We start from the raw sequence: 19983 nt of genomic DNA on the forward strand, positions 1-19983 counted from the left end.
TCGTAATTTGACTATCTTCTCATCGCAACCCCGGTCATAAACTGCAGCCACGCATACACCCCTGTTTTGACTGTGGCTGCCACATGATTATCTTTTTGAGGATCCAGGCAGACAAAATCGATATGCCTCACTTTCTCCGTTTTGCCGATTTCGATTAAAGCCTCGAACAGTTCTTCTGACTTCATGCCGCCCGGCGTCGAAGCCGGAACACCCGGAGCCACACTGATGTCGAGCACATCCATGTCGATCGTAGCGTAGATGCGGTCCACGTGTTCCAGGGCTTTTACCGCTTTGCGGATTGTTTCAGTCAGCCCGGCTTTTCGCGCTTCCCGCATCGTCACCATTTGGATGCCTTTTTCATCTGCGTATTCAACCAGCTCTTTCGTATTGAAATAGCCGTGCAGCCCGATGTTGACGACGTCTTTCCCTCGTACCGTCTCCCCGTCTATCAATTGGCGGATCGGCGTACCGTTTGCCGGACCCAATTCTTTGGGATCACGCACATCCAGATGGGTATCGAGCTGCAGAATGCCGATCCGTTCACCGGAAAAGGCTTTCTTCACGCCTCTGACAGCGCAAGCCGTCGTCGAATGGTCGCCGCCGATCATGCAGGTCAATTTGCTGTCCGCCAAACCTTCCACCGATTCTTCGATGCGCCGGTGCGATTCTTTGATGTTCGTCGTGTGCATGGCGACATCTCCCGCGTCACGCACTGAAATTTTCGTCAGGTCGATCCGTTCGTCCAGGTTGTAAGCAGCAAAGCCTTTCCACATCTTGCGGAATGCCTCGGGATAATCCGAAGCCGCCGATGCGGAAATCGAGGAACGGGAAAGTGGTGCGCCAAAAAGAATGACGTCGGCCTCTCCCTCCTGTTTGACCCAGTGATGCACATGCGTAACCCGGTCCGCCGGCTGCCAGCTCCATTCCGGTTTCACTAAATAACTCATCCAACCACCTTCTCGCCATTTTTCCAAACCGATTGCACATGATTAACGCCGAATAAATACTGCAGCTCCTGATACGATTTCACTTTCCATAAAACAATATCCGCCTGTTTGCCGACTTCAATCGATCCGGCACGGTCTTCGCGTTTGATTGCACAAGCTGCGTTGTAGGTGGCTGCCACCAAAGCTTCCGCCGGCGTCAGGCGCATCGAGATGCAGGCCAGGTTCATGACCAGCGGCATTGATACGGTCGGCGATGAGCCCGGATTGCAGTCCGTCGAAATCGCGACTGCCACACCTGAATCGATCATTTTCCGGCCCTGTGCCGCTTCTTCCCGGAGATAAAGGGCTGTTGCAGGCAACAGGCAGGCGATGACGCCCGCCTCTGCCATCGCTTTGATGCCTTCATCGGAAGCTTTCAATAGATGTTCTGCAGAAATGGCACCGACTTTCGCAGCCAGTTCCGCTCCGCCGTAGGAAACAATTTCATCCGCGTGGATTTTCGGTGTCAGGCCGTATTTCTTGCCCGCTTCCAGGATGCGTTCGGACTGTTCCGGTGTGTAGACGTTCTTTTCGCAGAACACGTCATTGAACTCGGCCAGGTCCGCCACTTCCGGCAGCATCGTGTCGATCAGGTAATCAACGAAATCCTCTTCTTTCCCTTTGTATTCGGCCGGCACTGCATGCGCACCCATGAACGTCGGTACCAGGTCGATTGGATGCTCCGCGTTCAATCGTTTCATGACTTTCAATTGTTTCAGCTCGGTCTCCAGGTTCATGCCGTAGCCGCTCTTTCCTTCCACCGTCGTGACGCCGTGTTCGAGGAACGAGTTCAGCCGTTTCGTTGTCCCTTCCACCAATTCCTCTTCTGTCGCTTCGCGGGTCATGCGCATTGTCGCGTGGATGCCGCCCCCCGCATTCATGATGTCCATATAAGAAGTGCCCTGCAGCCGTTTTTCGAATTCGCCTTCACGGCTGCCTCCATACGCGACATGCGTATGCGGGTCGACAAGGCCGGGCGTCACCAGTTGGCCTTGAGCCTCGATGATATCCGCTTCTGCCGATCGGTCCGCGTATTTCTGTTCCAGTTCATCTGTAGTGCCGACCGCCGCAATTTTTCCGTCTTCCAGCCAGACACTGCCGTCTTCGATTAATCCGAGTTCACTCATCGCCTTTTTTGATCTTGGCCCCTGCTGCCCTTTGATGGTCGCAAGCAATGCGTGTTTAATCCAAACTGTTTTAGCCATTTTTCTCGTTTCCACCTTTCATCATCGGGATGTTGACGCCTTTTTCATGCGCTGTTTTCTCGGCAATTTCATAGCCCGCATCAACGTGTCGCGCCACGCCCATTCCCGGATCTGTCGTCAATACCCGCTCCAAACGGGCTTCAGCATCTTTTGTGCCATCCGCAACTATGACCATACCGGAGTGTATGGAGTACCCCATACCGACCCCGCCGCCGTGGTGAAGCGATACCCAAGTTGCACCACCAACTGCGTTGACCATTGCGTTTAGGATCGGCCAGTCAGCGACAACGTCCGAACCGTCTTTCATCGATTCCGTTTCGCGGTTCGGCGATGCCACGGAACCCGAATCCAGGTGATCGCGTCCGATAACGATCGGAGCGCTCAACTCGCCGCTTGCCACCATATCGTTGATGATCTTTCCGAAACGCGCACGCTCTCCGTAGCCGAGCCAGCAAATGCGGGCGGGCAACCCCTGGAACTGGATCCTTTCCTGCGCCATCCTGATCCAGTTGCAAAGATGCGTATTGTAACTGAACTCGCGGAGGATCACTTCATCCGTCTTGCGGATATCTTCCGGATCGCCGGACAATGCCACCCAGCGGAACGGCCCCTTGCCTTCGCAGAACTGCGGGCGGATATACGCCGGCACGAATCCTGGGAAGTCGAAGGCATTTTCAACGCCTTCATCTTTGGCGACCTGGCGGATGTTATTGCCGTAATCGAAGGTGATGGCGCCTTTATCTTTCATGTCCAACATTGCCCGCACATGCTGCGCCATTGATGCTTTTGAAAGCTTCACATACCCAGCGGGATCGGACTCCCGGAGTGCAGCTGCATCTACCAGCGACATTTCCGACGGGATATAGCCGTTCAACGGATCGTGCGCTGAAGTCTGGTCAGTCAGGACATCCGGCGTAAAGCCTTTTCGAATCATTTCGGGCAGCACATCCGATGCGTTGCCCAGCAATCCGATGGACAAGGCACGTCCTGCTCTTTTCGCCTCTTCGGCCAAGCGGATCGCTCCATCCATGGAATCGGTTTTTACATCCGTGTAACGCGTGGCGATGCGGCGGTCGATTCTCGACTCATCCACTTCGATGGCGATGCAGACGCCCCCCGCCATTGTTACGGCAAGCGGCTGGGCACCGCCCATCCCGCCGAGTCCTGCCGTCAGCGTAATCGTCCCTTTCAGCGATTCGCCGAAATGCTGCTTGGCCAGTTCCGTGAAAGTTTCATACGTTCCCTGGACAATTCCTTGTGAGCCGATGTAAATCCAGCTGCCGGCAGTCATCTGGCCGTACATCATCAAGCCTTTCTTATCGAGTTCATGGAACGTCTCCCAATTGGCGTAAGCCGGGACAATATTTGAATTGGCAATCAATACGCGCGGCGCATTTTCGTGCGTCTTGAAAATGGCGACCGGCTTTCCCGATTGCACCATCAGCGTTTCATCGTTTTCAAGCTCCTTCAGCGAGCGGACGATGGCGTCAAAACTTCCCCAATTTCTTGCCGCTTTGCCAATGCCGCCGTAGACAACCAGATCATCCGGCCGCTCTGCCACATCGGGATTCAGGTTATTCATCAGCATGCGCAGGGCCGCTTCCTGCTGCCAGCCTTTCGTATTGAGCTTTGTACCTGTATATTGGATCACTTTTTGTTCTGAAACCGTTTTCATATCGTGTTCCTCCTTTGTGTATATGTTTATTTTATATGAATAATTCTGATAATTACTTATAAATCGTTGCAATACTATCGATATATTTCGAATATTTTCAGTTTCTTTTAATTTATATAGATTCATTTCATTGTTTTTTAACTTTGAATCGAATTTTGGTAAAAAGAAAAACGGCCTGGATGTTCGGGCCGTTTTCTTTCTATAAATGCATTCTGCCTTGCCGGTATTGGGAAGGCGTCAATTTTTCGTATTTTTTGTACACGGCGCTGAAATAAGAAGCGGTGCCAAAACCGCTGAGCCGCGCCACCTCATCCAGCGGAATCTCCGTTTCTTTCATCAGCCGGTTCGCTTCACGAATGCGGATGTGTATCAGCAGCTCGCTGAATTTCCGGCCGTTCTGCTTTTGGAACCGGCGGCTCAAAGTGCTTTTATTCATCCGCAGCTGTTCGGCACATGCGGCAAGGTTCCAGTCCGGATTCCAATAATTCGCTTCCATCAGCTCCCGGATTTCCTCTGAAGCGGCAGATTCGCCGTTTGCGGGATTTTTAGCGGCCGCTGATACGACGTTCACGATAAAGTTGAGCGTTGACTGGACGATTCGGTAGACGACCGGATCTTTGACGATAATTTCAAATACTTCATGATAGCTCTGTTCCCATTGCTCATCCTGGAGATGGGCTGATTTCATGTAGCGGCGCGCCTGGGCCAAGACACTTGTCAGCCGTACGCGAATCATTTCAGGATCGGGATACGGCCGTGAATAGGAAAGAAATTCATTTTGCATCCAGGCTTGAATGGCATCGGTATCTTTCTTTTCGAGCATTTCAATCCATTGCCGCTGTTCCACCGGCGTCAGGAATGGATCGAGGGGTTGCCAGGCGATGGGCTCCCTTTCAATCACTGAAATATCGTAGCCTTCGTAAAAAATCAGCGAAGTCATGTCCCGGGTATCCTGATAATATTCTTTCAGCCTGTCCCGGCGGTGGGCATTGACGAAAATCGACAGATCTTCTTTGGCCTCCCGCTTCCATGTCTCATGGAACATCCGGCTTTCTTCAATGCAGGACTGCTCATCTTCCGTTAGGAAAGCCGCCAGCACAAAGTCGGAAAACGCGAATACTTCCACCCCTTTATGGAATGGATACTTTTTCAGCCCTTCGCTCAGTAACGGATAGCCCTCTTTATCGGGCAATACAAAAGCTGCCAGCGTGAGGGGCGGCGTCACAACTTCCGCGTTGAAGAAGTCTTCATACCTCAGGAGGGTCCGGCTGACATTTTCTTCTCCCGCTTTTTCATTGCGCAGCTGGAAGCGGATCTGCTGAAGCTGTTTTACAAGCAGCAGGGGATCGAAAGGGCGGAACAGCAAATCCGCCGCTTTGCCTTTCAAAGCCCGGTAGGCCGTCAGAAATGTCCGGTCGGAAGACAGGCCGATCCAGGGAATATTGCGCTGCGTGAATTCCCGTTCAAGCTCTTCGTTCCACAGTTCCATATCGACCACCAGGCAGTCCGCTGCTGCTTCTTTGCTGAAAGACACTTCCACCCCGTTCATATGCGCTTCCGCCACCCATTTCAACCCCTGGGCTTCCAGATCATTTTGCGAGATTACCACGACTTTCACAAAATCCCCCTCTTTCTTCTGCCACTATTCCACCGGGCCAAACTGTTTGGCCGGGGACAGCCTGAACATCACTTCGCCGATGACATCCTCTTTCTTTATAAAACCGATCATGCGGGAATCGACACTGTTCAGCCGATTGTCTCCCAATACGAAATAATATCCGGCAGGCACCGTGATAGCCGGAAAATCTTCTGCCATTTGGCCATAGTCCCCTTGGCTGGCCAGAAGCCTGTTGTTCTTCAGATAAGGCTCTTCTGCCGCAACTCCGTTGATCTGCAGAGTCCCCTCGGCAATTTCGACCGTGTCACCCGCAATCCCGATGACACGTTTCAGGTAATTTTTTTCATCAGCCACTTTGAAGACGATCATATCAAATGGTTCGATTTCACTGATTTTCATCAGGATGATCCGATCATTCTCTTCAAAAGTCGGCATCATTGATTTGCCATGGACCTCCACCGGCTCATAGATGAATTGCCGGGCCACCAATAAAACAAGCGCCACTATAAGGATCACTTTCATCCAGGAAATCAATGTGTGTGCAGGCTCTTCCAGCAAATAAACGCACCTCTCAGATCCGCTCTCTATTTTCTTTCATCATACTATACCCCCGGACACTGCGCATCCCGGGTTTTGCTATTCAAACTGCCACTTGCTACAATTATGTAAATAATGAAAAAAAGGAGTGAATTTCCATGCATAGACTATCCACCAGTGATGTTATCTATTCATTCTCAAGAGTGAATCCCCCGGTCCTGCATGTACAATCCGGCGATACTGTCGCCATCGAGACCTTCGACTGTTTTACTGATCAGATCCAGTCTGCGGACCAGGAAGTTTCGGCAATCGACTGGAACCGGATCAATCCTGCGACCGGCCCCGTATACGTCGAAGGCGCGGTGGCCGGAGATTTGCTCAAAGTGACGATCGATGAGCTGGAAATCGGAACTCAAGGCGTCATGGTGACCGGCCCCGAGCTTGGTGTAATGGGCCACCGCCTGGAGAAGATGGAATCCAAAATCATTCCAATCGAAAACGGCAAAGCCATCTTCAACGAAAAAGTGCATTTGCCGCTGAATCCGATGATCGGTGTCATCGGGGTTGCCCCGGAAGGCGAACCGGTTTCGTGCGGCACACCAGGTGCCCACGGCGGGAACATGGATACGAAGCACATCACGCAAGGCGCCACTTTATACTTTCCGGTCTTCGCGGAAGGCGCCCTGTTCGCACTTGGTGATTTTCATGCAGCTATGGGCGACGGCGAAGTCAGTGTCTCCGGCATAGAAGTGCCTGGCCGCGCAACCGTAACTCTCGAAGTCATTAAAGGTTTCCATTCGAAATATCCGCTATTGGCCAACAGCGATGGAATTTCGCTTCTTGTTTCGGCCATGACACTTGATGAAGCCGTCAAAATTGCCACGGAAGAAATGATTGATCTCTTATTGCCGTATACGGATTTGAGCGTCAGCGAAATGACGATGCTCATGAGTGCCGCCGGCGAAGCGCAGATCAGCCAGGTGGTCGATCCATTGGTTACCGCCCGCTCCTTTGTGCCTCAGCATGTGCTGGATGCGCTGGATATCAAATTATTCAGCCGAAAATGATGATATTTTGAAGGTTAACCGGCGTCAGAATCGTCGGACTTTTGAGTGAAGGCGCAATGTATGGTACACTCAAGAAAAAATGTAGGTGATTGGAATGGTAGGAAGAAATGATCCATGCCCATGCGGCAGCGGTAAGAAATACAAAAAATGTCACGGAAGAGAACAGTCAGTTTCGATAAATGACCTGGTGAACGATGAATTGTTCAAAGTGCGCCAATTGTTCTTCTCCGAAAATCCGAATCAGGAACAGCTTGCGGATTTCCGTGAATTGCAGCAGGAATGGCAACCCCGCCTGATGAAAACAATGGCAGAAAATGATGCACAGGCATTTGTCATTGAAAATTTTCTGTTCATGAAAAAGCCTGAACTTTGGCGGGAGCATCTGGACAAGCAGATTGATCTGTCCCAGCGCCCCACCACTCAGGAAGTGCTGAAGGACTGGAACGATGTGAAAGTTTTCGTCGGCCAATATGTAAAAGGAGACGAAAGTTCCGCTCAGTTTAAAGACGCCTTTACCGGCGACACTTATACAATGGCTGACCAGCCTCCGACGGATATGGAAGATGGCCAGGGACTGCTTGCAATTCTTCTTCCCGATACACGCGTTGGAGAAGAAGGCGCATTATTCCTTAACGGCTATCTGACCATTGTTGGCGAATTCACTCCATTCTTTGAACAGTTAAAAGCTGATATGGCAAAAGAAAATGCGACTGACGGCGAACAATATGTACGTGATAACTATTTAACGGTGGTTGAAAGCATCGTCAAATATTCCACAGGAACTGTTGACGAAAGCATCGACCTTTCGCCGGAACATCAATCCGTCATGGACGAATTGAAAAAGCATGTGCAGGAAGCTGACTTTGACGCCGAAACGGTTGATAACGTGACCAGCATCATGAACAGCTACCTCATAAGCCAGAAGCCAAGCGTTCAAAAACCGGAAGCTATAGTAGCCGGTTATTGGAGATTCCTGCAGGATCATGAATTGATCAAGGGACCAATGCTTGCACCAAAACAATTAAGCGAAAAATTCGATGTCTCTTCAAGCACCATATTGAAGCGCTCGAAGGAATTCGGTTCGTATTTCGAAGAACTTCTTTCAAAAAGTAAATAATTAAGCAAAAAGAGCAGCCTCGGCTGCTCTTTTTTTTTACTTCCTTCTCCTGAACGTGACCAGGATATATGCCAGGATTCCTGTGACGGCAAAAAACAGGTAAAGCCTGATGAAGCCCGGCTCCATCCAGATGATTTCCGTGAATGATGAAAAATAATTGAGGATGGCTGCCAGCAGCAACAGGACGGCCAAACCGAAAATCACCAATCCTGTAAAACGGATGATATTCAGGAATACTCTCATTGCAATCGCCCCTCTTTCATGTTCCGCCTTTCACTTTATATACCCCATTCCCCTTTAAACGCTGCATATCAGAAAATGAAAAGATGAAATCCGTTTGCTTGCAGAGATATGGGGAAAAGATGGGATACGGGATAACTTTGTGTGTAATGGGGGTAAATTTCCCTTTTATGGATTCAAAATCCGATTAAGCAAAGTTATCAACATGTTGATAAGTTCGGCAAGAACAGTTTTCCACAGGGAGGGGTTGAAAGAATGTTTGAAATTACCTTGAGCAGTTTTATCCGCATTGTCACAGTCGGCTTTCTTGCATACGTGGGACTCGTTTTCTTTCTTCGAATATCCGGCAAGCGGACGCTGACCAAATTGAACGCATTCGATCTGGTAGTTACGGTGGCGCTCGGTTCGACGCTGGCTACTGTTTTACTAAGCAAAGATAATACCCTGCTCGAAGGGCTGACAGCATTCGCGCTGTTAATCGCCATGCAATACGTGATGACTTTTCTGGCAGTGCGTTCCAAAGGCTTCAGTAAGTTCGTTAAATCAGAACCACGATTACTGTATTTTAACGGAACATTCCTGGAAGATACAATGAAAAAAGAACGGATCAACGAAGTTGAAATTCTGCAGGCCATCCGCAACCAGGGCAAAGGAAGTCTTGAGGAAGTACAGGCTGTAGTGCTGGAAACCGACGGCAGCATGTCGGTCATTCAAGGAGAGCCGGGAAACACCCTGGCGAATGTCAAATCAAAAATAGATATATAAAAAGGTTCCGGATGGTTCCGGAACCTTTTTATTATCGTGGCGTTTTTGCTCTTTGCTTGCGGTGTTCGCGGCGGGCCGGCGCTGTGTCGAAAAACTTCTTTTCACCTTCCGATTCAGGGATGACCGGTGGGACCGGAGTAGGTTTTCCATCGTCTCCCATCGCCACCATTGTCAGGAAGGATTCCGTAGTGAGCCGTTCTTCGCCTGTCTGCAGGTTTTGGGATTTCACTCTGACGTAGACCTCCATCGAAGTGCGGCCGGTTGACGTGACATTCGCTTCGAGTTCCAGGACATCGCCGACATGTGCGGAGGACAGGAAATCGACCGAGTCGATGGAAGCTGTCACCACCACTTGCCTGCGGGCATGTTTCATTGCAGTGATGCCAGCGATTTCGTCAATATACGCCAGCACTTTTCCGCCAAAAATCGAATTCATGTGATTCGTGTCCGGCGGAAGAACCAACTTTGTTTGGATTGTCTTCGATTCTTTCATAAACTTGCCTTCCATACTCTCACTCCTGTTTGATAAGAATTAATTTTGCTGTTTGTTTTATTGTCATGTCGCTTTCCATAATAGTAATGCTATACATAAAATTCTGCAGCGGCAACTTTTAGCGGTATGGTATATTGAATTGACAGGAGGTGCCGTATGTCAGAACTGATGAGCATTTTAAACACACCCGAATTTCAATCGAAAGAAACACTGAAAAAACAGTTGAAAGAACTTGGAATCCGGCAAGGAGACCGGATAATGGTCCATTCTTCCCTCAAGTCGATGGGCTGGATCGCAGGCGGCGCCCAGGCGGTCGTCGAGGCTCTCATGGAGACCGTCACAAAAGAGGGCACAATCGTCATGCCCTCCCAGTCCGCCGATAATTCAGATCCCGTTTATTGGATGGAGCCGCCCATCCCTGAAAACTGGCATGAGAAACTGCGGGAAACTCTGCCTGCCTACGACCCCCACCTGACGCATCTGCGCGGCATGGGGAAAATCGCCGAATGTTTTCATCGCCACCCGCTCACCATCCGGAGCCCGCACCCTGCCCACTCCTTTATGGCTTGGGGAAATGGCGCAGACGAGTGGATGCGCGATCATCCACTCGAAGATTCTTTTGGTAAAAGTTCGCCGCTCGGGAAAATGATGGAGTCCCAACTTCAGATCCTTTTCATCGGCGTCGGTTTTGATTCGTGCACAGCACTGCATTACGCTGAATTTGCACAGGACAATCGCACGACTTCCCCGCAGGGAGCTGCGATCACGGTGAATGGCCAAAGACTTTGGCAACGGTTCGACTGCGTGGATATGGACTCAGACCGGTTTCCGGAAATCGGCAACGATTATCCGGGTGACATCAGAACCGGCACACTTGGCCAGGCTGAAGCAAAACTGACTGAAATGCGCCCATTGGTGGAATTCGGCATCCAATGGCTGCAGCAAGGAAAAGCGTAAGTGCCTGTTCAGCTCTGAAAGGCATAAGGCAGACCAGCGAAGTGGCGTTCTTTGCCACGCAGCTGGGCTGACTTATGACCCGAAGAGCTAGGCACTGGAGTCTGGACAGGGATACTTCCCTTTTTAAAAATTTAAAACTAAAAAAGTTATAATTTCTTACTAAACAATAAAACCATAGGATTCCCGCTAATCAAATGCGGAATCCTATGGTTTTATAATTTCGTCAAGCAATTCTTCCAGCCGATCGTTGGTGGCATTGAAGGAATCCACGAATGCATTGATGATTTCAGCCGGCCGGGCAATTTTTTCCCAGTCCAACTGATAGCCTGCATCAGCCGTTAACTGGCGCGCAAATTCACGCACCGTCCGTCCGTTACCTTCCCGGAATGGGTGCAGTGCATTGAGCTCGGCAAGGTAATGGGCCAAACGCTTAACCATTGCCTCGCGCGGAAGATCTTTCAGGTAATTTTCCTCAGCCAATTCATTGAAAATCCGGTGTAACTCGCCTTCGATATGATCAGGGTGGGCAAAAGATGAAGATCCTTTTGAAATCATTTCCTGCCGCAATTGTCCCGCAAACGGATAGACATCCTGAAGTATACTTCGATGAATTTCCATAAATGCCGCCAAATCGACTGGATCAGCCGGTTTTTTCAGCTTTAGTTCGGAAAGGCGAAATAATGAATAAACCGTTTCCAGTTCCTTCAGCGTGCTGTCATCCTTAATGGAAAAATGATTGATCAGAACGTCCGAGCCGGGATAACAATACATGGAAGAATGCTTATACCTAGACATCAAATCTGTTTCGAATGGCCTTGTGGAATTGAGCTTCCGTTTTTTCCCCTGTCAAAACCGACCGGACAAAATTGCAATCCTCATGCGTCACGTCAAAACCTTCTATATGGAGTGAATGGGATGCATAGGAGATGGCATGTTCGGCCTGCTCAAAAGAAATCCGGTTAACTAATTTCGTCAAATCGATGACCACCTTTCATTCTTCCATTATACCATTCCACCTGCTTCAAATCCATTTCCAGCAACGGATTCGGAAGAATAGGAGCGCTTTGGCCGGGCTTGTTATTCAGCGTATTTTTCCGGATTTCAAAAGGAATGAAAACCTGCTCGTTTTCACTGCAAATTCTTTACAGAAATAATTATTTACGGATAATCAGATGCTGTTCATCTGCTTTTTCACGGTAAAAAAGAATGTTTCCGTGAATGGAATCATATTCTATTTGTATCGGATTTTCTTCCGGACAGTATTTTTCGTTTCCGGATAGTATTTTCGATCTGCGGACAGTATTTGGTGTGTTCCGGACAGTATTTGGCGTGCTCCGGACAGTATATCCATTTAGCTGGAAATTCCTCCGAGGTTTTTTATTGAAATATATACTTTTAGCCAGATTTAGACCTTATTAATTCTATAACCCCGAAATTCAGCCCACCAAAAAAAGACGGGAAAAATTCCCGCCTTCTCTTTAAGCCTGTTCCTGCAACTCTTTCGTTTCTTCCGTCGTAAACGCCCGGGATCTTGTGAGAAACCGTTTTCCTTCGACGCCTTCGAGTGAAAACATTCCGCCACGCCCCGGCACTACATCAATAATCAATTGAGTATGGCGCCAGTAATCAAATTGGTTTTTGTGCATATAGAATTTAGCGCCGCCGATTTCTCCCATGTACATATCCTGTTCTCCGAGAAACAGATCGCCTTCCGGATAGCACATAGGGGAGCTGCCGTCACAGCAGCCGCCTGACTGGTGGAACATCAGAGGGCCATGCTTTTCTTTTAAAAACTCGATTAATTCTAGGGCGGCATCAGTAGCTGTTACGCGTTCAACCATTGCAATCCCTTCTTTCTATAGAAATGCGACCGTGCCCGTTAAGCTCTGAAAGGCGTAAGGCGAGCCAGCGAAGTGGCGTTTTTTGCCGCGCAGCTGGATTGACTTACGACCCGAAGAGCTGGGCCACGGGAGTCTGGACAGAGAAATGCGACCGTGCCCGTTAAGCTCTGAAAGGCGTAAGGCGAGCCAGCGAAGTGGCGTTTTTTGTCGCGCAGCTGGATTGACTTACGACCCGAAGAGCTGGGCCACGGGAGTCTGGACAGCGAAATGCGACCGTGCCCGTTAAGCTCTGAAAGGCGTAAGGCGAGCCAGCGAAGTGGCGTTTTTTGCCGCGCAGCTGGATTGACTTACGACCCGAAGAGCTGGGCCACGGGAGTCTGGACAGCGAAATGCGACCATGCGTTAAGCCACGGAATCAAAAGAACCCTTGCTTGTCCTGACTGTAGCTGACCAGCATATTTTTCGTGTTTTGGTAATGGTCCAGCATCATTTTGTGGTTTTCACGGCCAAAGCCTGACATTTTGTATCCACCGAATGCAGCATGGGCTGGATACTGGTGATAGCAGTTTGTCCAGACGCGGCCCGCTTGGATGCCGCGGCCGAAACGGTAAGCTGTATGCGTATCGCGTGTCCAGATGCCGGCTCCCAGTCCATATAATGTATCATTTGCAATTTCCATCGCTTCTTCTTTTGTTTTGAAAGTCGTTACGGAAACAACCGGTCCAAAAATCTCTTCCTGGAACACGCGCATTTTGTTGTTTCCTTTAAATACAGTCGGCTTGATATAGAATCCTTCCGCCAAATCGCCTTCAAGCACATTTCGATCGCCGCCCGCAAGGACTTCCGCGCCTTCCTGCTTGCCGATATCCAGATAGGACATGATTTTCTCCATCTGCTCCTGGGAAGCCTGTGCCCCCATCATCGTTTCCGGATCAAGCGGGTTGCCGATTTTAATTGCTTCAACACGCTTCAACGCCCGTTCCATGAATTCTTCGTAAATATCTTCCTGAATCAGTACACGGGACGGACAAGTACAAACCTCGCCCTGATTCAGCGCGAACATGACAAAACCTTCAATCGCTTTATCAAGGAAGGCATCATCCTGATCCATGATGTCCTTGAAGAAGATGTTCGGTGATTTGCCGCCCAGCTCCAGCGTGACCGGGATCAAGTTTTGTGACGCATATTGCATAATCATCCGGCCCGTTGTTGTTTCCCCTGTGAAAGCGACTTTGGCAACGCGTGGACTGGATGCCAGCGGTTTCCCTGCTTCAAGCCCGAAACCGTTAACAATATTCAACACTCCCGGCGGCAGTAAATCGCCGACCAGTTCAGCCCATACCAGGATGCTTGCAGGGGTCTGCTCTGCCGGTTTCAATACGACACAGTTTCCTGCAGCGAGTGCTGGCGCCAGTTTCCAGGTTGCCATCAGCAGCGGGAAGTTCCACGGAATGATTTGTGCAACCACCCCCAGCGGCTCATGGAAATGATATGCAACTGTGTCATCATCAATTTGGCTGAGCGATCCTTCCTGTGCACGGATAACTCCTGCAAAATACCGGTAATGGTCGATTGCCAAAGGAATATCAGCATTCAAGGTTTCCCGCACCGCTTTACCGTTGTCCCAGGTTTCTGCAACTGCAAGCATTTCCAGATTTTGTTCCATCCGATCAGCAATCTTCAAAAGAATATTGGCGCGTTCCGTAACTGATGTTTTGCCCCAGGCATCCTTCGCTGCATGGGCTGCATCTATCGCGGCTTCCACATCTTCCGCAGTCGAACGTGCAATTTCTGTGAATTTCTTGCCGTTAACAGGAGAAACATTATCGAAATACTGTCCTTTTGCCGGTGCTCTCCATTCACCATTAATATAGTTTTCATACCTTTCCTTAAATGAACTCTTAGCCCCACTTGTATTCGGCACTGCATATTCCATTACCATTCTGTTTCCTCCCTTTAATTCAATTGCCGTTATGTATGCGCTTTCATTATACTGTTGATTTGTTTGCACATAATGAAACAGCTTACCTCTTATATTGTCAAACAACTTAGAAAATTGCAATAGATTATACTCTTCTTTTTTCTTCGGCCCTCAATTAACGCTTCGTTTTGTTCTGCCCCTTTTGGGGGGTATAATGGAGACACACAGCAAATTCTATAAATCGAAGGGATTTTATTATGCGAATCAATAAATTTTTAAGTGAAACCGGAATTACCTCACGCCGCGGAGCGGACAAATTCATCGATGCCGGCCGCGTCACCATCAACGGTGCACCAGCGGAACTCGGCAGCAAGGTTCAGCCGGGAGATGAAGTGCACGTCGACGGCAAATTAATCGAACAACCGCAGCAGGAGTATATTTATCTCGCGTTGAATAAACCTGTCGGCATCACCAGCACGACCGAACGCCACATCAAAGGGAACATTGTCGATTTCGTCAATCATCCTGAACGCATCTTCCACGTCGGCCGCCTCGATAAAGACTCAGAAGGCCTCATTCTGCTGACAAATGACGGCGACATCGTCAATGAAATCCTGCGGCATGAAAATGAACACGAAAAAGAATACATCGTCAGGGTCGATATGCCGATCACCGATTCTTTTCTGGATAAAATGGAAAGCGGCGTCGAGATTCTCGATACCGTCACGCTTCCGGCAAAAGCGGAAAAACTGACAAAGTATATTTTTAAACTGACGCTTAAACAGGGCTTGAATCGCCAAATACGCCGGATGTGCACCGCACTTGGCTATGAAGTACGGAGCCTGCAGCGGATTCGGATTATGAATATCCATCTCGGCGATCTGCCGGTCGGAGAATGGCGCGACTTGACGGACGATGAACGCAGTGAATTATTCAGGCGTCTTGGCTATACACCCAAACGATGAGGAGGATGCTGCATGCTGACAATGACGAACACACCGAATTATACCGGTGTTAAAATAAGCGGTGATTATTTTGATCTCGATGATTTAAATCAGGCCATTTATAAAGTGATCGGCAAAGAAGAGCAATATCACGGTTATGAAGGATCACGGAGGCGCCTGCTCGGAATTTCCTATGAACTCCGTCACGCTGCCCAGGGTGACCGCAATGTCGAATTTGTTTTTAATGGTCTCCATGACCATACGATGAAGCAACATGGATTTATCGCACCGGATAAAAATATTTATTATTCGGTTGAAGTACTTTGGCCGGAGCTGATCTATGCAGCAATTGCCATGAAGGATTTCGTCAGCCTCTACCAGAAACAGGCTTCGAAATCTGTATGGGATATTCACCTTCCCGTCATCTACCGTTTTCAGGCTCTTGTCCTTGACTGTCTTCAGGGGCATATACCGGACGCAGAATACAAAACAATTATAAAAGGTTTCGACCAGCTGGCTACCGTGGACGATTATGCAATCCAATACGTCGACCTGATGAACCTGAAGTATATCGGGATGACAAAGCAGCAGCGCGAAAAAAACCTTTCCACCATCGCTTTAAAACTCGCTGTACAGGATAAAGATTATCAGGCATTCCGCCAGCAGGTAATGACTGCGGCGACCGGCAAAAAGCGGATCCACGAAATCAACATATCGGCGGAATATCCGGAAGAAATCGAGTGGTAAAATCGAAAAAGCTGAGCTTCGGCTGCGTCTTTCAGCCATAAAAGGCTTTGCTGTCCAGGATTCCCTGGAAGCAAAGGCTTTTTCTTTTCACTTAGATGATTCCGAAATACGCATTTTCTGGGTGTTATGGCAGAAAAACACCGGGACCATCCGTTTAAAAGGAGGGTCCCGGCTTATTCAACAGGTCCGCATTGACAGCTTTCGCCGCTAACAAACCACCATTCATTTCTTTAGTGCCGTAAGGATTATTGTATGTCACCTCAACGTATGACTTTGTCCACCTGCCTTTTTCCTTCTCCATTTCCTTTGCACCTTTTGCAATCTTTTCCCGATAATTGCCTGCCAAATGTATTACCACCCCTTCAACCAAGGCTTCTTTCGGAGAAATATCGTATAATTACCCACCTTTGCTGACTTCTGCTTCTTCTGCCGCAGCTGCCAGTGTCAGGTTAAATATCCCTCTCCCGTTCACCACTTTCCCTTTTAAGAACCCAAGAGAACGGGTACATTCTTTTATACAAATAAATTCTTTTACCAGGAGGGAAAGTTGATGAAGAAATGGATGCTGCCAATCACTTTGACTGTATTATTAGCAGCTTGCAACACTGAAGAAAATCCGGAATTGGAAGAAGAAGGCGAGACAGAAGTTTCCGCCCCGGAAGGCGATGATCTGGATCCCACAGATCCAGTGGAAGTGGAAGACGCCGAAACAGTCGAAATAGCTGAATTGGTGGAAGGCAATATAGAAGAGGGTGCGCCCGTAAAGATTTCCGGCACGGTTGAAGAGTTGGCCGACAGTGTGGCATTTCCTTCATTTATTTTGAGCAATGGCGATCAGCAGGTATTTATCCGCAATATGTCGGAAACCGCCGCCGAGGTTGGGGACAGCATTCAAGTCGAAGGGATATATGACGGCAATGCGGAAGAAGATATGCCTTTGATATCCGCTTCAGTGATCACTGTGGAATAAAAAACTTACAGTGTCCAAACATAGAAAAACCGGCCATCACGTGGCCGGTTTTTCATTTCCATATTTTCAGTGATTATTTATCCGGCTCAGCCGGTTCTGACACTTCATCGAGCGCAATGTCTGCATTGCCGTATGATTTATCTTTTACAGCAATATCTCCGAGTGAAACGATGCCCACCACTTTGTCTTTTTCCACGATCGGCAAACGGCGGATCTGGTGGTCAGCCATCAATTCAGCAGCTTCTTCCACTGACATATCCCGGCTTCCCGTCACAATACTTTCCGAAAGGATTTCCGAAACCGCTGAGTCCAGTGACAGATTGTCTGCAATGCCCCGAACCACAATGTCGCGGTCTGTTACGATGCCGATCAGCTTGTCGTTATCGATTACGGGAATGGATCCCACATTGATTTCCTTCATTTTTGATGCCGCTTCCTGCAGAGACGTCTGCGGTGTGCACGTGTCTACTTCGCTGGTCATAATGTCTGCTATTTTCACTGGAAATTCCTCCTTATTATTTATTCATATTCCTTGTTTATCCGATTTGAAGCCATCGAAACCTTTTCACCCATGAAAAAGGCGATTCCGCTTTGAAACGGAACCGCCATCTGTCTTATTCAACCAATTGGATAAATTGCTTTGTACGTTCACTTTGAGGGTTTTCAAAGAAAGTTTTCGGATCCGCCGATTCGATAATTGTTCCCTGATCGATCATGATGACCCGGTCCGCTACTTCTTTCGCGAACTTCATTTCATGGGTAACCACCACCATCGTCATCCCTTCTTCAGCCAGCTGCTTCATAACCTGAAGCACTTCACCGACCAGTTCCGGATCGAGAGCCGAAGTCGGCTCGTCAAAGAGCATGACTTTCGGTTCCATTGCAAGTGATCTTGCAATGGCGACCCGCTGCTTCTGGCCCCCGGAAAGTTTACTTGGATAAACGTCTGCCTTATCTTCAAGGCCGACTTTCCGCAGAAGGTTCATCCCCAGTTTTTTCGCTTCTTCTTTTTTCATCTTTTTGACTGTGATCGGTGCTTCAATTACATTTTCCAACACCGTCTTATGCGGAAAGAGGTTGAAATGCTGGAAAACCATTCCAACTTCTGCTCTGATTTTGGACAAGTTCTCTTTTTTTGGATCGATCGTATGCCCGTCTATCGTTATCTTTCCGCTATTGATCATTTCCAAAAAGTTGAAACATCTAAGAAGCGTACTTTTTCCGGATCCACTGACCCCGACGAGAACAACCACCTCTTGGGGCTTCACATGCAAGTCAACGCCTTTCAGCACCTCGAGATCACCAAAGGATTTGTGTATATTTTCTCCAATTATCATGTTTAAACCTCCTTAGGCTTTGTCCACATCGAGTTTATTTTCATACCAGCGCAACAGGTACGTAAAGATCATTACGAGCACAAGATAATACAGCGCAACTACCAGGAAAGATTCGAATGGCTGGAAAGACTGTGCCGCTTCGCGGTTTGCCAGCGAGAAAATTTCCCCTACCCCGATGATATAGACCAGGGATGAATCTTTCAATGTAATGATGAACTGGTTGCCAAGTGGTGGAATCGAGCGGCGCAAGGCTTGCGGAAAAACAATGCGCTGCATCGTCTGTTTCCGGTTCATGCCAAGCGACATACTCGCTTCGCGCTGCCCAGGGTCCACGCCCTGGATGGCACCACGGAATATCTCTGCGATGTAGGCACCATTATGGACACCCAGGGCGATGGCACCTGCCCAGAAGTTATCCATTGTATAAATTTCCACAATCCCAAAATACAGGAACATGATTTGTACAATCAGCGGGGTTCCCCGGATGACCGTAATGTAGATGTTGGCGATTCCCTGCAGAATTTTTGAGCCTGAAATTTTCATCAGGGCAAATACCAACCCGATGACTGTACCCAGGACGACGCCGATTGCAGTCAATTGCAGCGTGACAACCGTAGCTCTCAGAAATCCGGGATAGGTCCGCATAAATACTTCATATACTGTCGAAAATAATTCTAACATAGACACCATTCCTCCCTATCCCAAATGATTATTTGAGGATCTCGACTCCTTCAAGATCTACATCAAGGAGGTTACGGCCGAACCATTTTTCAGAAATCTCATCATATGTGCCGTTTTCAATGATTGCATCAAGTGCTTCATTTACTGCTTCAAGCAGTGCTTCGTCTTCTTTGTTTACTGCAACAGCCGCTTGCTCAATCCATAGCGGGTCGCCGACCATTTCGATTTCAAGTCCTGCGTTCTGTGCTTCAAATCCTACGACGTCTGCAGTAATAACTGCGTCCAGACGTCCTTCAATCGCCAAATCCTGCAATGCGACAACGTCACTGTTGTAATACTGGATATCATCTGTATATTGCTGTGCCGCTGTATCATATGTGCTCTGGCCGACAACGCCGATTTTCGCGCCTTCAAGATCCTCTTCCGAAGTGATTTCCGTATTTCCTTCACGTACAAAAATTACACCGCCGGAGTAGTAATAAGGATCAGAAAATGAAACCTGCTCTTCACGCTCTTCAGTAATTGCCATCGATCCGATGATGGCATCAAAACGGTTAGTTGTCAGCCCTTGGATAATCGTTTCCCAAGGAGTCGTGATCGGATTTGGTTCAAGGCCCATCTCTTCTGCAAGCGCGTTGCTGATATCAATATCGAAGCCTGTCAAATCTCCACCTTCAGTAAAGTTAAAAGGTTTGTACAGACCACTTGATGCTGTCGTGAATTCACCTGGCTCCACCAGATCCAAATCGCTTCCTGCTCCTTCTGAATCCGATCCTTCCGAGCCGTTTGATGTGTCTTCGTCACCGCATGCAGCGATAATCATACCTGCTGATAAAACAATCCCTAAAAATGGTAATTTTTTATTCATAATTAATATCCCCT

The 19983-nt window shown here is 48.6% G+C and carries 23 protein-coding genes; 7 read left to right on the forward strand and 16 right to left on the reverse strand.

All coding sequences use genetic code 11. The features are described from left to right. Positions 1-11 precede the first annotated feature (11 nt). The 5 genes from DIJ65_RS02390 to lepB form a co-directional block, all read right to left on the reverse strand. Entirely contained in the window at positions 12-947 is a 936-nt protein-coding gene (locus tag DIJ65_RS02390) for an agmatinase family protein (RefSeq protein WP_071152392.1), read from the reverse strand. Then, positions 944-2191: an imidazolonepropionase gene (hutI, locus tag DIJ65_RS02395; RefSeq protein ID WP_117299466.1), complete on the reverse strand. Its 1248-nt coding sequence runs from the start codon at positions 2189-2191 to the stop codon at positions 944-946. The genes DIJ65_RS02390 and hutI overlap by 4 nt, the downstream gene beginning before the upstream one ends. Continuing rightward, positions 2184-3866: a urocanate hydratase gene (gene hutU / locus DIJ65_RS02400; protein WP_071152393.1), complete on the reverse strand. Its 1683-nt coding sequence runs from the start codon at positions 3864-3866 to the stop codon at positions 2184-2186. Before hutU ends, hutI begins: the two co-directional genes overlap by 8 nt. A gap of 199 nt (positions 3867-4065) precedes the next feature. After that, the gene (locus tag DIJ65_RS02405; RefSeq protein ID WP_071152394.1) at positions 4066-5484 is read right to left on the reverse strand and encodes a helix-turn-helix transcriptional regulator; all 1419 of its coding nucleotides are present in this window, start codon (positions 5482-5484) and stop codon (positions 4066-4068) included. A gap of 24 nt (positions 5485-5508) precedes the next feature. Further along, complete coding sequence (gene lepB, locus DIJ65_RS02410) at positions 5509-6042, reverse strand: signal peptidase I (RefSeq protein WP_084226118.1); 534 nt, start codon at positions 6040-6042, stop codon at positions 5509-5511. A 137-nt stretch (positions 6043-6179) separates the two neighbouring features. On the opposite strand from lepB, the gene DIJ65_RS02415 reads away from it, so the two are divergent. Together DIJ65_RS02415 and DIJ65_RS02420 are read left to right on the forward strand one after the other, a co-directional pair. Further along, on the forward strand, positions 6180-7088 hold the full coding sequence (locus DIJ65_RS02415; protein ID WP_071152395.1) for an acetamidase/formamidase family protein: 909 nt from the start codon (positions 6180-6182) through the stop codon (positions 7086-7088). 94 nt (positions 7089-7182) lie between these two features. Further along, positions 7183-8205, forward strand: coding sequence for a YecA family protein (locus DIJ65_RS02420; protein ID WP_071152396.1), 1023 nt, complete (start codon positions 7183-7185; stop codon positions 8203-8205). A gap of 36 nt (positions 8206-8241) precedes the next feature. Here the strand turns inward: DIJ65_RS02420 and DIJ65_RS02425 are convergent, their stop codons facing one another. Next, positions 8242-8448 (reverse strand): hypothetical protein, encoded by a 207-nt coding sequence (locus DIJ65_RS02425; RefSeq protein ID WP_071152397.1) that lies wholly within the window; start codon positions 8446-8448, stop codon positions 8242-8244. A 252-nt stretch (positions 8449-8700) separates the two neighbouring features. Here DIJ65_RS02425 and DIJ65_RS02430 point away from each other — a divergent pair, with 252 nt between their 5' ends. Further along, on the forward strand, positions 8701-9210 hold the full coding sequence (locus tag DIJ65_RS02430) for a DUF421 domain-containing protein (RefSeq protein ID WP_071152398.1): 510 nt from the start codon (positions 8701-8703) through the stop codon (positions 9208-9210). A 31-nt stretch (positions 9211-9241) separates the two neighbouring features. Here the strand turns inward: DIJ65_RS02430 and DIJ65_RS02435 are convergent, their stop codons facing one another. Continuing rightward, positions 9242-9718 (reverse strand): acyl-CoA thioesterase, encoded by a 477-nt coding sequence (locus DIJ65_RS02435; protein WP_117299464.1) that lies wholly within the window; start codon positions 9716-9718, stop codon positions 9242-9244. Between the two features lie 141 nt (positions 9719-9859). On the opposite strand from DIJ65_RS02435, the gene DIJ65_RS02440 reads away from it, so the two are divergent. After that, positions 9860-10660, forward strand: coding sequence for an AAC(3) family N-acetyltransferase (locus DIJ65_RS02440; RefSeq protein WP_117299463.1), 801 nt, complete (start codon positions 9860-9862; stop codon positions 10658-10660). A gap of 204 nt (positions 10661-10864) precedes the next feature. Here DIJ65_RS02440 and DIJ65_RS02445 read toward each other — a convergent pair whose 3' ends face one another. From DIJ65_RS02445 to adh, 4 genes are all read right to left on the reverse strand, one after another. Beyond that, on the reverse strand, positions 10865-11455 hold the full coding sequence (locus DIJ65_RS02445; protein WP_117299461.1) for a Fic/DOC family protein: 591 nt from the start codon (positions 11453-11455) through the stop codon (positions 10865-10867). Further along, a complete protein-coding gene (locus tag DIJ65_RS02450; RefSeq protein WP_084246736.1) occupies positions 11448-11636 on the reverse strand; it encodes a hypothetical protein in 189 nt (62 codons plus the stop codon). The genes DIJ65_RS02445 and DIJ65_RS02450 overlap by 8 nt, the downstream gene beginning before the upstream one ends. A 502-nt stretch (positions 11637-12138) precedes the next feature. Continuing rightward, positions 12139-12501, reverse strand: coding sequence for a DUF779 domain-containing protein (locus DIJ65_RS02455; protein ID WP_117299459.1), 363 nt, complete (start codon positions 12499-12501; stop codon positions 12139-12141). Positions 12502-12916: 415 nt separating this feature from the next. Next, positions 12917-14437 (reverse strand): aldehyde dehydrogenase, encoded by a 1521-nt coding sequence (gene adh, locus DIJ65_RS02460; protein ID WP_112222275.1) that lies wholly within the window; start codon positions 14435-14437, stop codon positions 12917-12919. A gap of 242 nt (positions 14438-14679) precedes the next feature. Here adh and rluF point away from each other — a divergent pair, with 242 nt between their 5' ends. Together rluF and DIJ65_RS02470 are read left to right on the forward strand one after the other, a co-directional pair. Then, positions 14680-15387 (forward strand): 23S rRNA pseudouridine(2604) synthase RluF, encoded by a 708-nt coding sequence (gene rluF, locus DIJ65_RS02465; RefSeq protein WP_117299457.1) that lies wholly within the window; start codon positions 14680-14682, stop codon positions 15385-15387. 12 nt (positions 15388-15399) lie between these two features. Then, the gene (locus tag DIJ65_RS02470; protein ID WP_117299455.1) at positions 15400-16113 is read left to right on the forward strand and encodes a DUF6904 family protein; all 714 of its coding nucleotides are present in this window, start codon (positions 15400-15402) and stop codon (positions 16111-16113) included. A 154-nt stretch (positions 16114-16267) separates the two neighbouring features. Here DIJ65_RS02470 and DIJ65_RS02475 read toward each other — a convergent pair whose 3' ends face one another. Next, the gene (locus DIJ65_RS02475) at positions 16268-16459 is read right to left on the reverse strand and encodes a hypothetical protein (RefSeq protein WP_117299453.1); all 192 of its coding nucleotides are present in this window, start codon (positions 16457-16459) and stop codon (positions 16268-16270) included. Positions 16460-16663: 204 nt separating this feature from the next. On the opposite strand from DIJ65_RS02475, the gene DIJ65_RS02480 reads away from it, so the two are divergent. Continuing rightward, entirely contained in the window at positions 16664-17083 is a 420-nt protein-coding gene (locus tag DIJ65_RS02480; protein WP_117299451.1) for a hypothetical protein, read from the forward strand. A gap of 73 nt (positions 17084-17156) precedes the next feature. Here DIJ65_RS02480 and DIJ65_RS02485 read toward each other — a convergent pair whose 3' ends face one another. The 4 genes from DIJ65_RS02485 to DIJ65_RS02500 all read right to left on the reverse strand — a co-directional run bounded on the left by DIJ65_RS02485 (position 17157) and on the right by DIJ65_RS02500 (position 19969). Continuing rightward, positions 17157-17582 carry a CBS domain-containing protein gene (locus DIJ65_RS02485; RefSeq protein WP_071152419.1) on the reverse strand — a complete coding sequence of 142 codons (426 nt, stop codon included), beginning with the start codon at positions 17580-17582 and terminating at the stop codon, positions 17157-17159. Between the two features lie 115 nt (positions 17583-17697). After that, positions 17698-18420 (reverse strand): amino acid ABC transporter ATP-binding protein, encoded by a 723-nt coding sequence (locus DIJ65_RS02490; protein ID WP_071152420.1) that lies wholly within the window; start codon positions 18418-18420, stop codon positions 17698-17700. A gap of 12 nt (positions 18421-18432) precedes the next feature. After that, positions 18433-19101, reverse strand: a complete 669-nt coding sequence (locus DIJ65_RS02495; RefSeq protein ID WP_071152421.1) for an amino acid ABC transporter permease — start codon at positions 19099-19101, stop codon at positions 18433-18435. A 28-nt stretch (positions 19102-19129) separates the two neighbouring features. After that, entirely contained in the window at positions 19130-19969 is an 840-nt protein-coding gene (locus DIJ65_RS02500) for a transporter substrate-binding domain-containing protein (RefSeq protein WP_071152422.1), read from the reverse strand. Positions 19970-19983 lie beyond the last annotated feature (14 nt).

The organism is Planococcus salinarum (assembly GCF_007004625.1).
In the GTDB taxonomy this organism is placed as follows: domain Bacteria; phylum Bacillota; class Bacilli; order Bacillales_A; family Planococcaceae; genus Planococcus; species Planococcus salinarum.

What these genes read in the sequence shown, in the direction of transcription:
- hutU (WP_071152393.1), bottom strand. Translation starts at nt 3,866, where the DNA reads ATGAAAACGGTTTCAGAACAAAAAGTGATCCAATATACAGGTACAAAG.
- DIJ65_RS02455 (WP_117299459.1), bottom strand. Translation starts at nt 12,501, where the DNA reads ATGGTTGAACGCGTAACAGCTACTGATGCCGCCCTAGAATTAATCGAG.
- DIJ65_RS02425 (WP_071152397.1), bottom strand. Translation starts at nt 8,448, where the DNA reads ATGAGAGTATTCCTGAATATCATCCGTTTTACAGGATTGGTGATTTTC.
- DIJ65_RS02480 (WP_117299451.1), top strand. Translation starts at nt 16,664, where the DNA reads ATGAAGAAATGGATGCTGCCAATCACTTTGACTGTATTATTAGCAGCT.
- DIJ65_RS02470 (WP_117299455.1), top strand. Translation starts at nt 15,400, where the DNA reads ATGCTGACAATGACGAACACACCGAATTATACCGGTGTTAAAATAAGC.
- DIJ65_RS02390 (WP_071152392.1), bottom strand. Translation starts at nt 947, where the DNA reads ATGAGTTATTTAGTGAAACCGGAATGGAGCTGGCAGCCGGCGGACCGG.
- DIJ65_RS02415 (WP_071152395.1), top strand. Translation starts at nt 6,180, where the DNA reads ATGCATAGACTATCCACCAGTGATGTTATCTATTCATTCTCAAGAGTG.
- rluF (WP_117299457.1), top strand. Translation starts at nt 14,680, where the DNA reads ATGCGAATCAATAAATTTTTAAGTGAAACCGGAATTACCTCACGCCGC.
- DIJ65_RS02420 (WP_071152396.1), top strand. Translation starts at nt 7,183, where the DNA reads ATGGTAGGAAGAAATGATCCATGCCCATGCGGCAGCGGTAAGAAATAC.
- DIJ65_RS02445 (WP_117299461.1), bottom strand. Translation starts at nt 11,455, where the DNA reads ATGTCTAGGTATAAGCATTCTTCCATGTATTGTTATCCCGGCTCGGAC.
- DIJ65_RS02495 (WP_071152421.1), bottom strand. Translation starts at nt 19,101, where the DNA reads ATGTTAGAATTATTTTCGACAGTATATGAAGTATTTATGCGGACCTAT.
- adh (WP_112222275.1), bottom strand. Translation starts at nt 14,437, where the DNA reads ATGGAATATGCAGTGCCGAATACAAGTGGGGCTAAGAGTTCATTTAAG.
- DIJ65_RS02490 (WP_071152420.1), bottom strand. Translation starts at nt 18,420, where the DNA reads ATGATAATTGGAGAAAATATACACAAATCCTTTGGTGATCTCGAGGTG.
- DIJ65_RS02435 (WP_117299464.1), bottom strand. Translation starts at nt 9,718, where the DNA reads ATGGAAGGCAAGTTTATGAAAGAATCGAAGACAATCCAAACAAAGTTG.
- hutI (WP_117299466.1), bottom strand. Translation starts at nt 2,191, where the DNA reads ATGGCTAAAACAGTTTGGATTAAACACGCATTGCTTGCGACCATCAAA.
- DIJ65_RS02500 (WP_071152422.1), bottom strand. Translation starts at nt 19,969, where the DNA reads ATGAATAAAAAATTACCATTTTTAGGGATTGTTTTATCAGCAGGTATG.
- DIJ65_RS02440 (WP_117299463.1), top strand. Translation starts at nt 9,860, where the DNA reads ATGTCAGAACTGATGAGCATTTTAAACACACCCGAATTTCAATCGAAA.
- DIJ65_RS02430 (WP_071152398.1), top strand. Translation starts at nt 8,701, where the DNA reads ATGTTTGAAATTACCTTGAGCAGTTTTATCCGCATTGTCACAGTCGGC.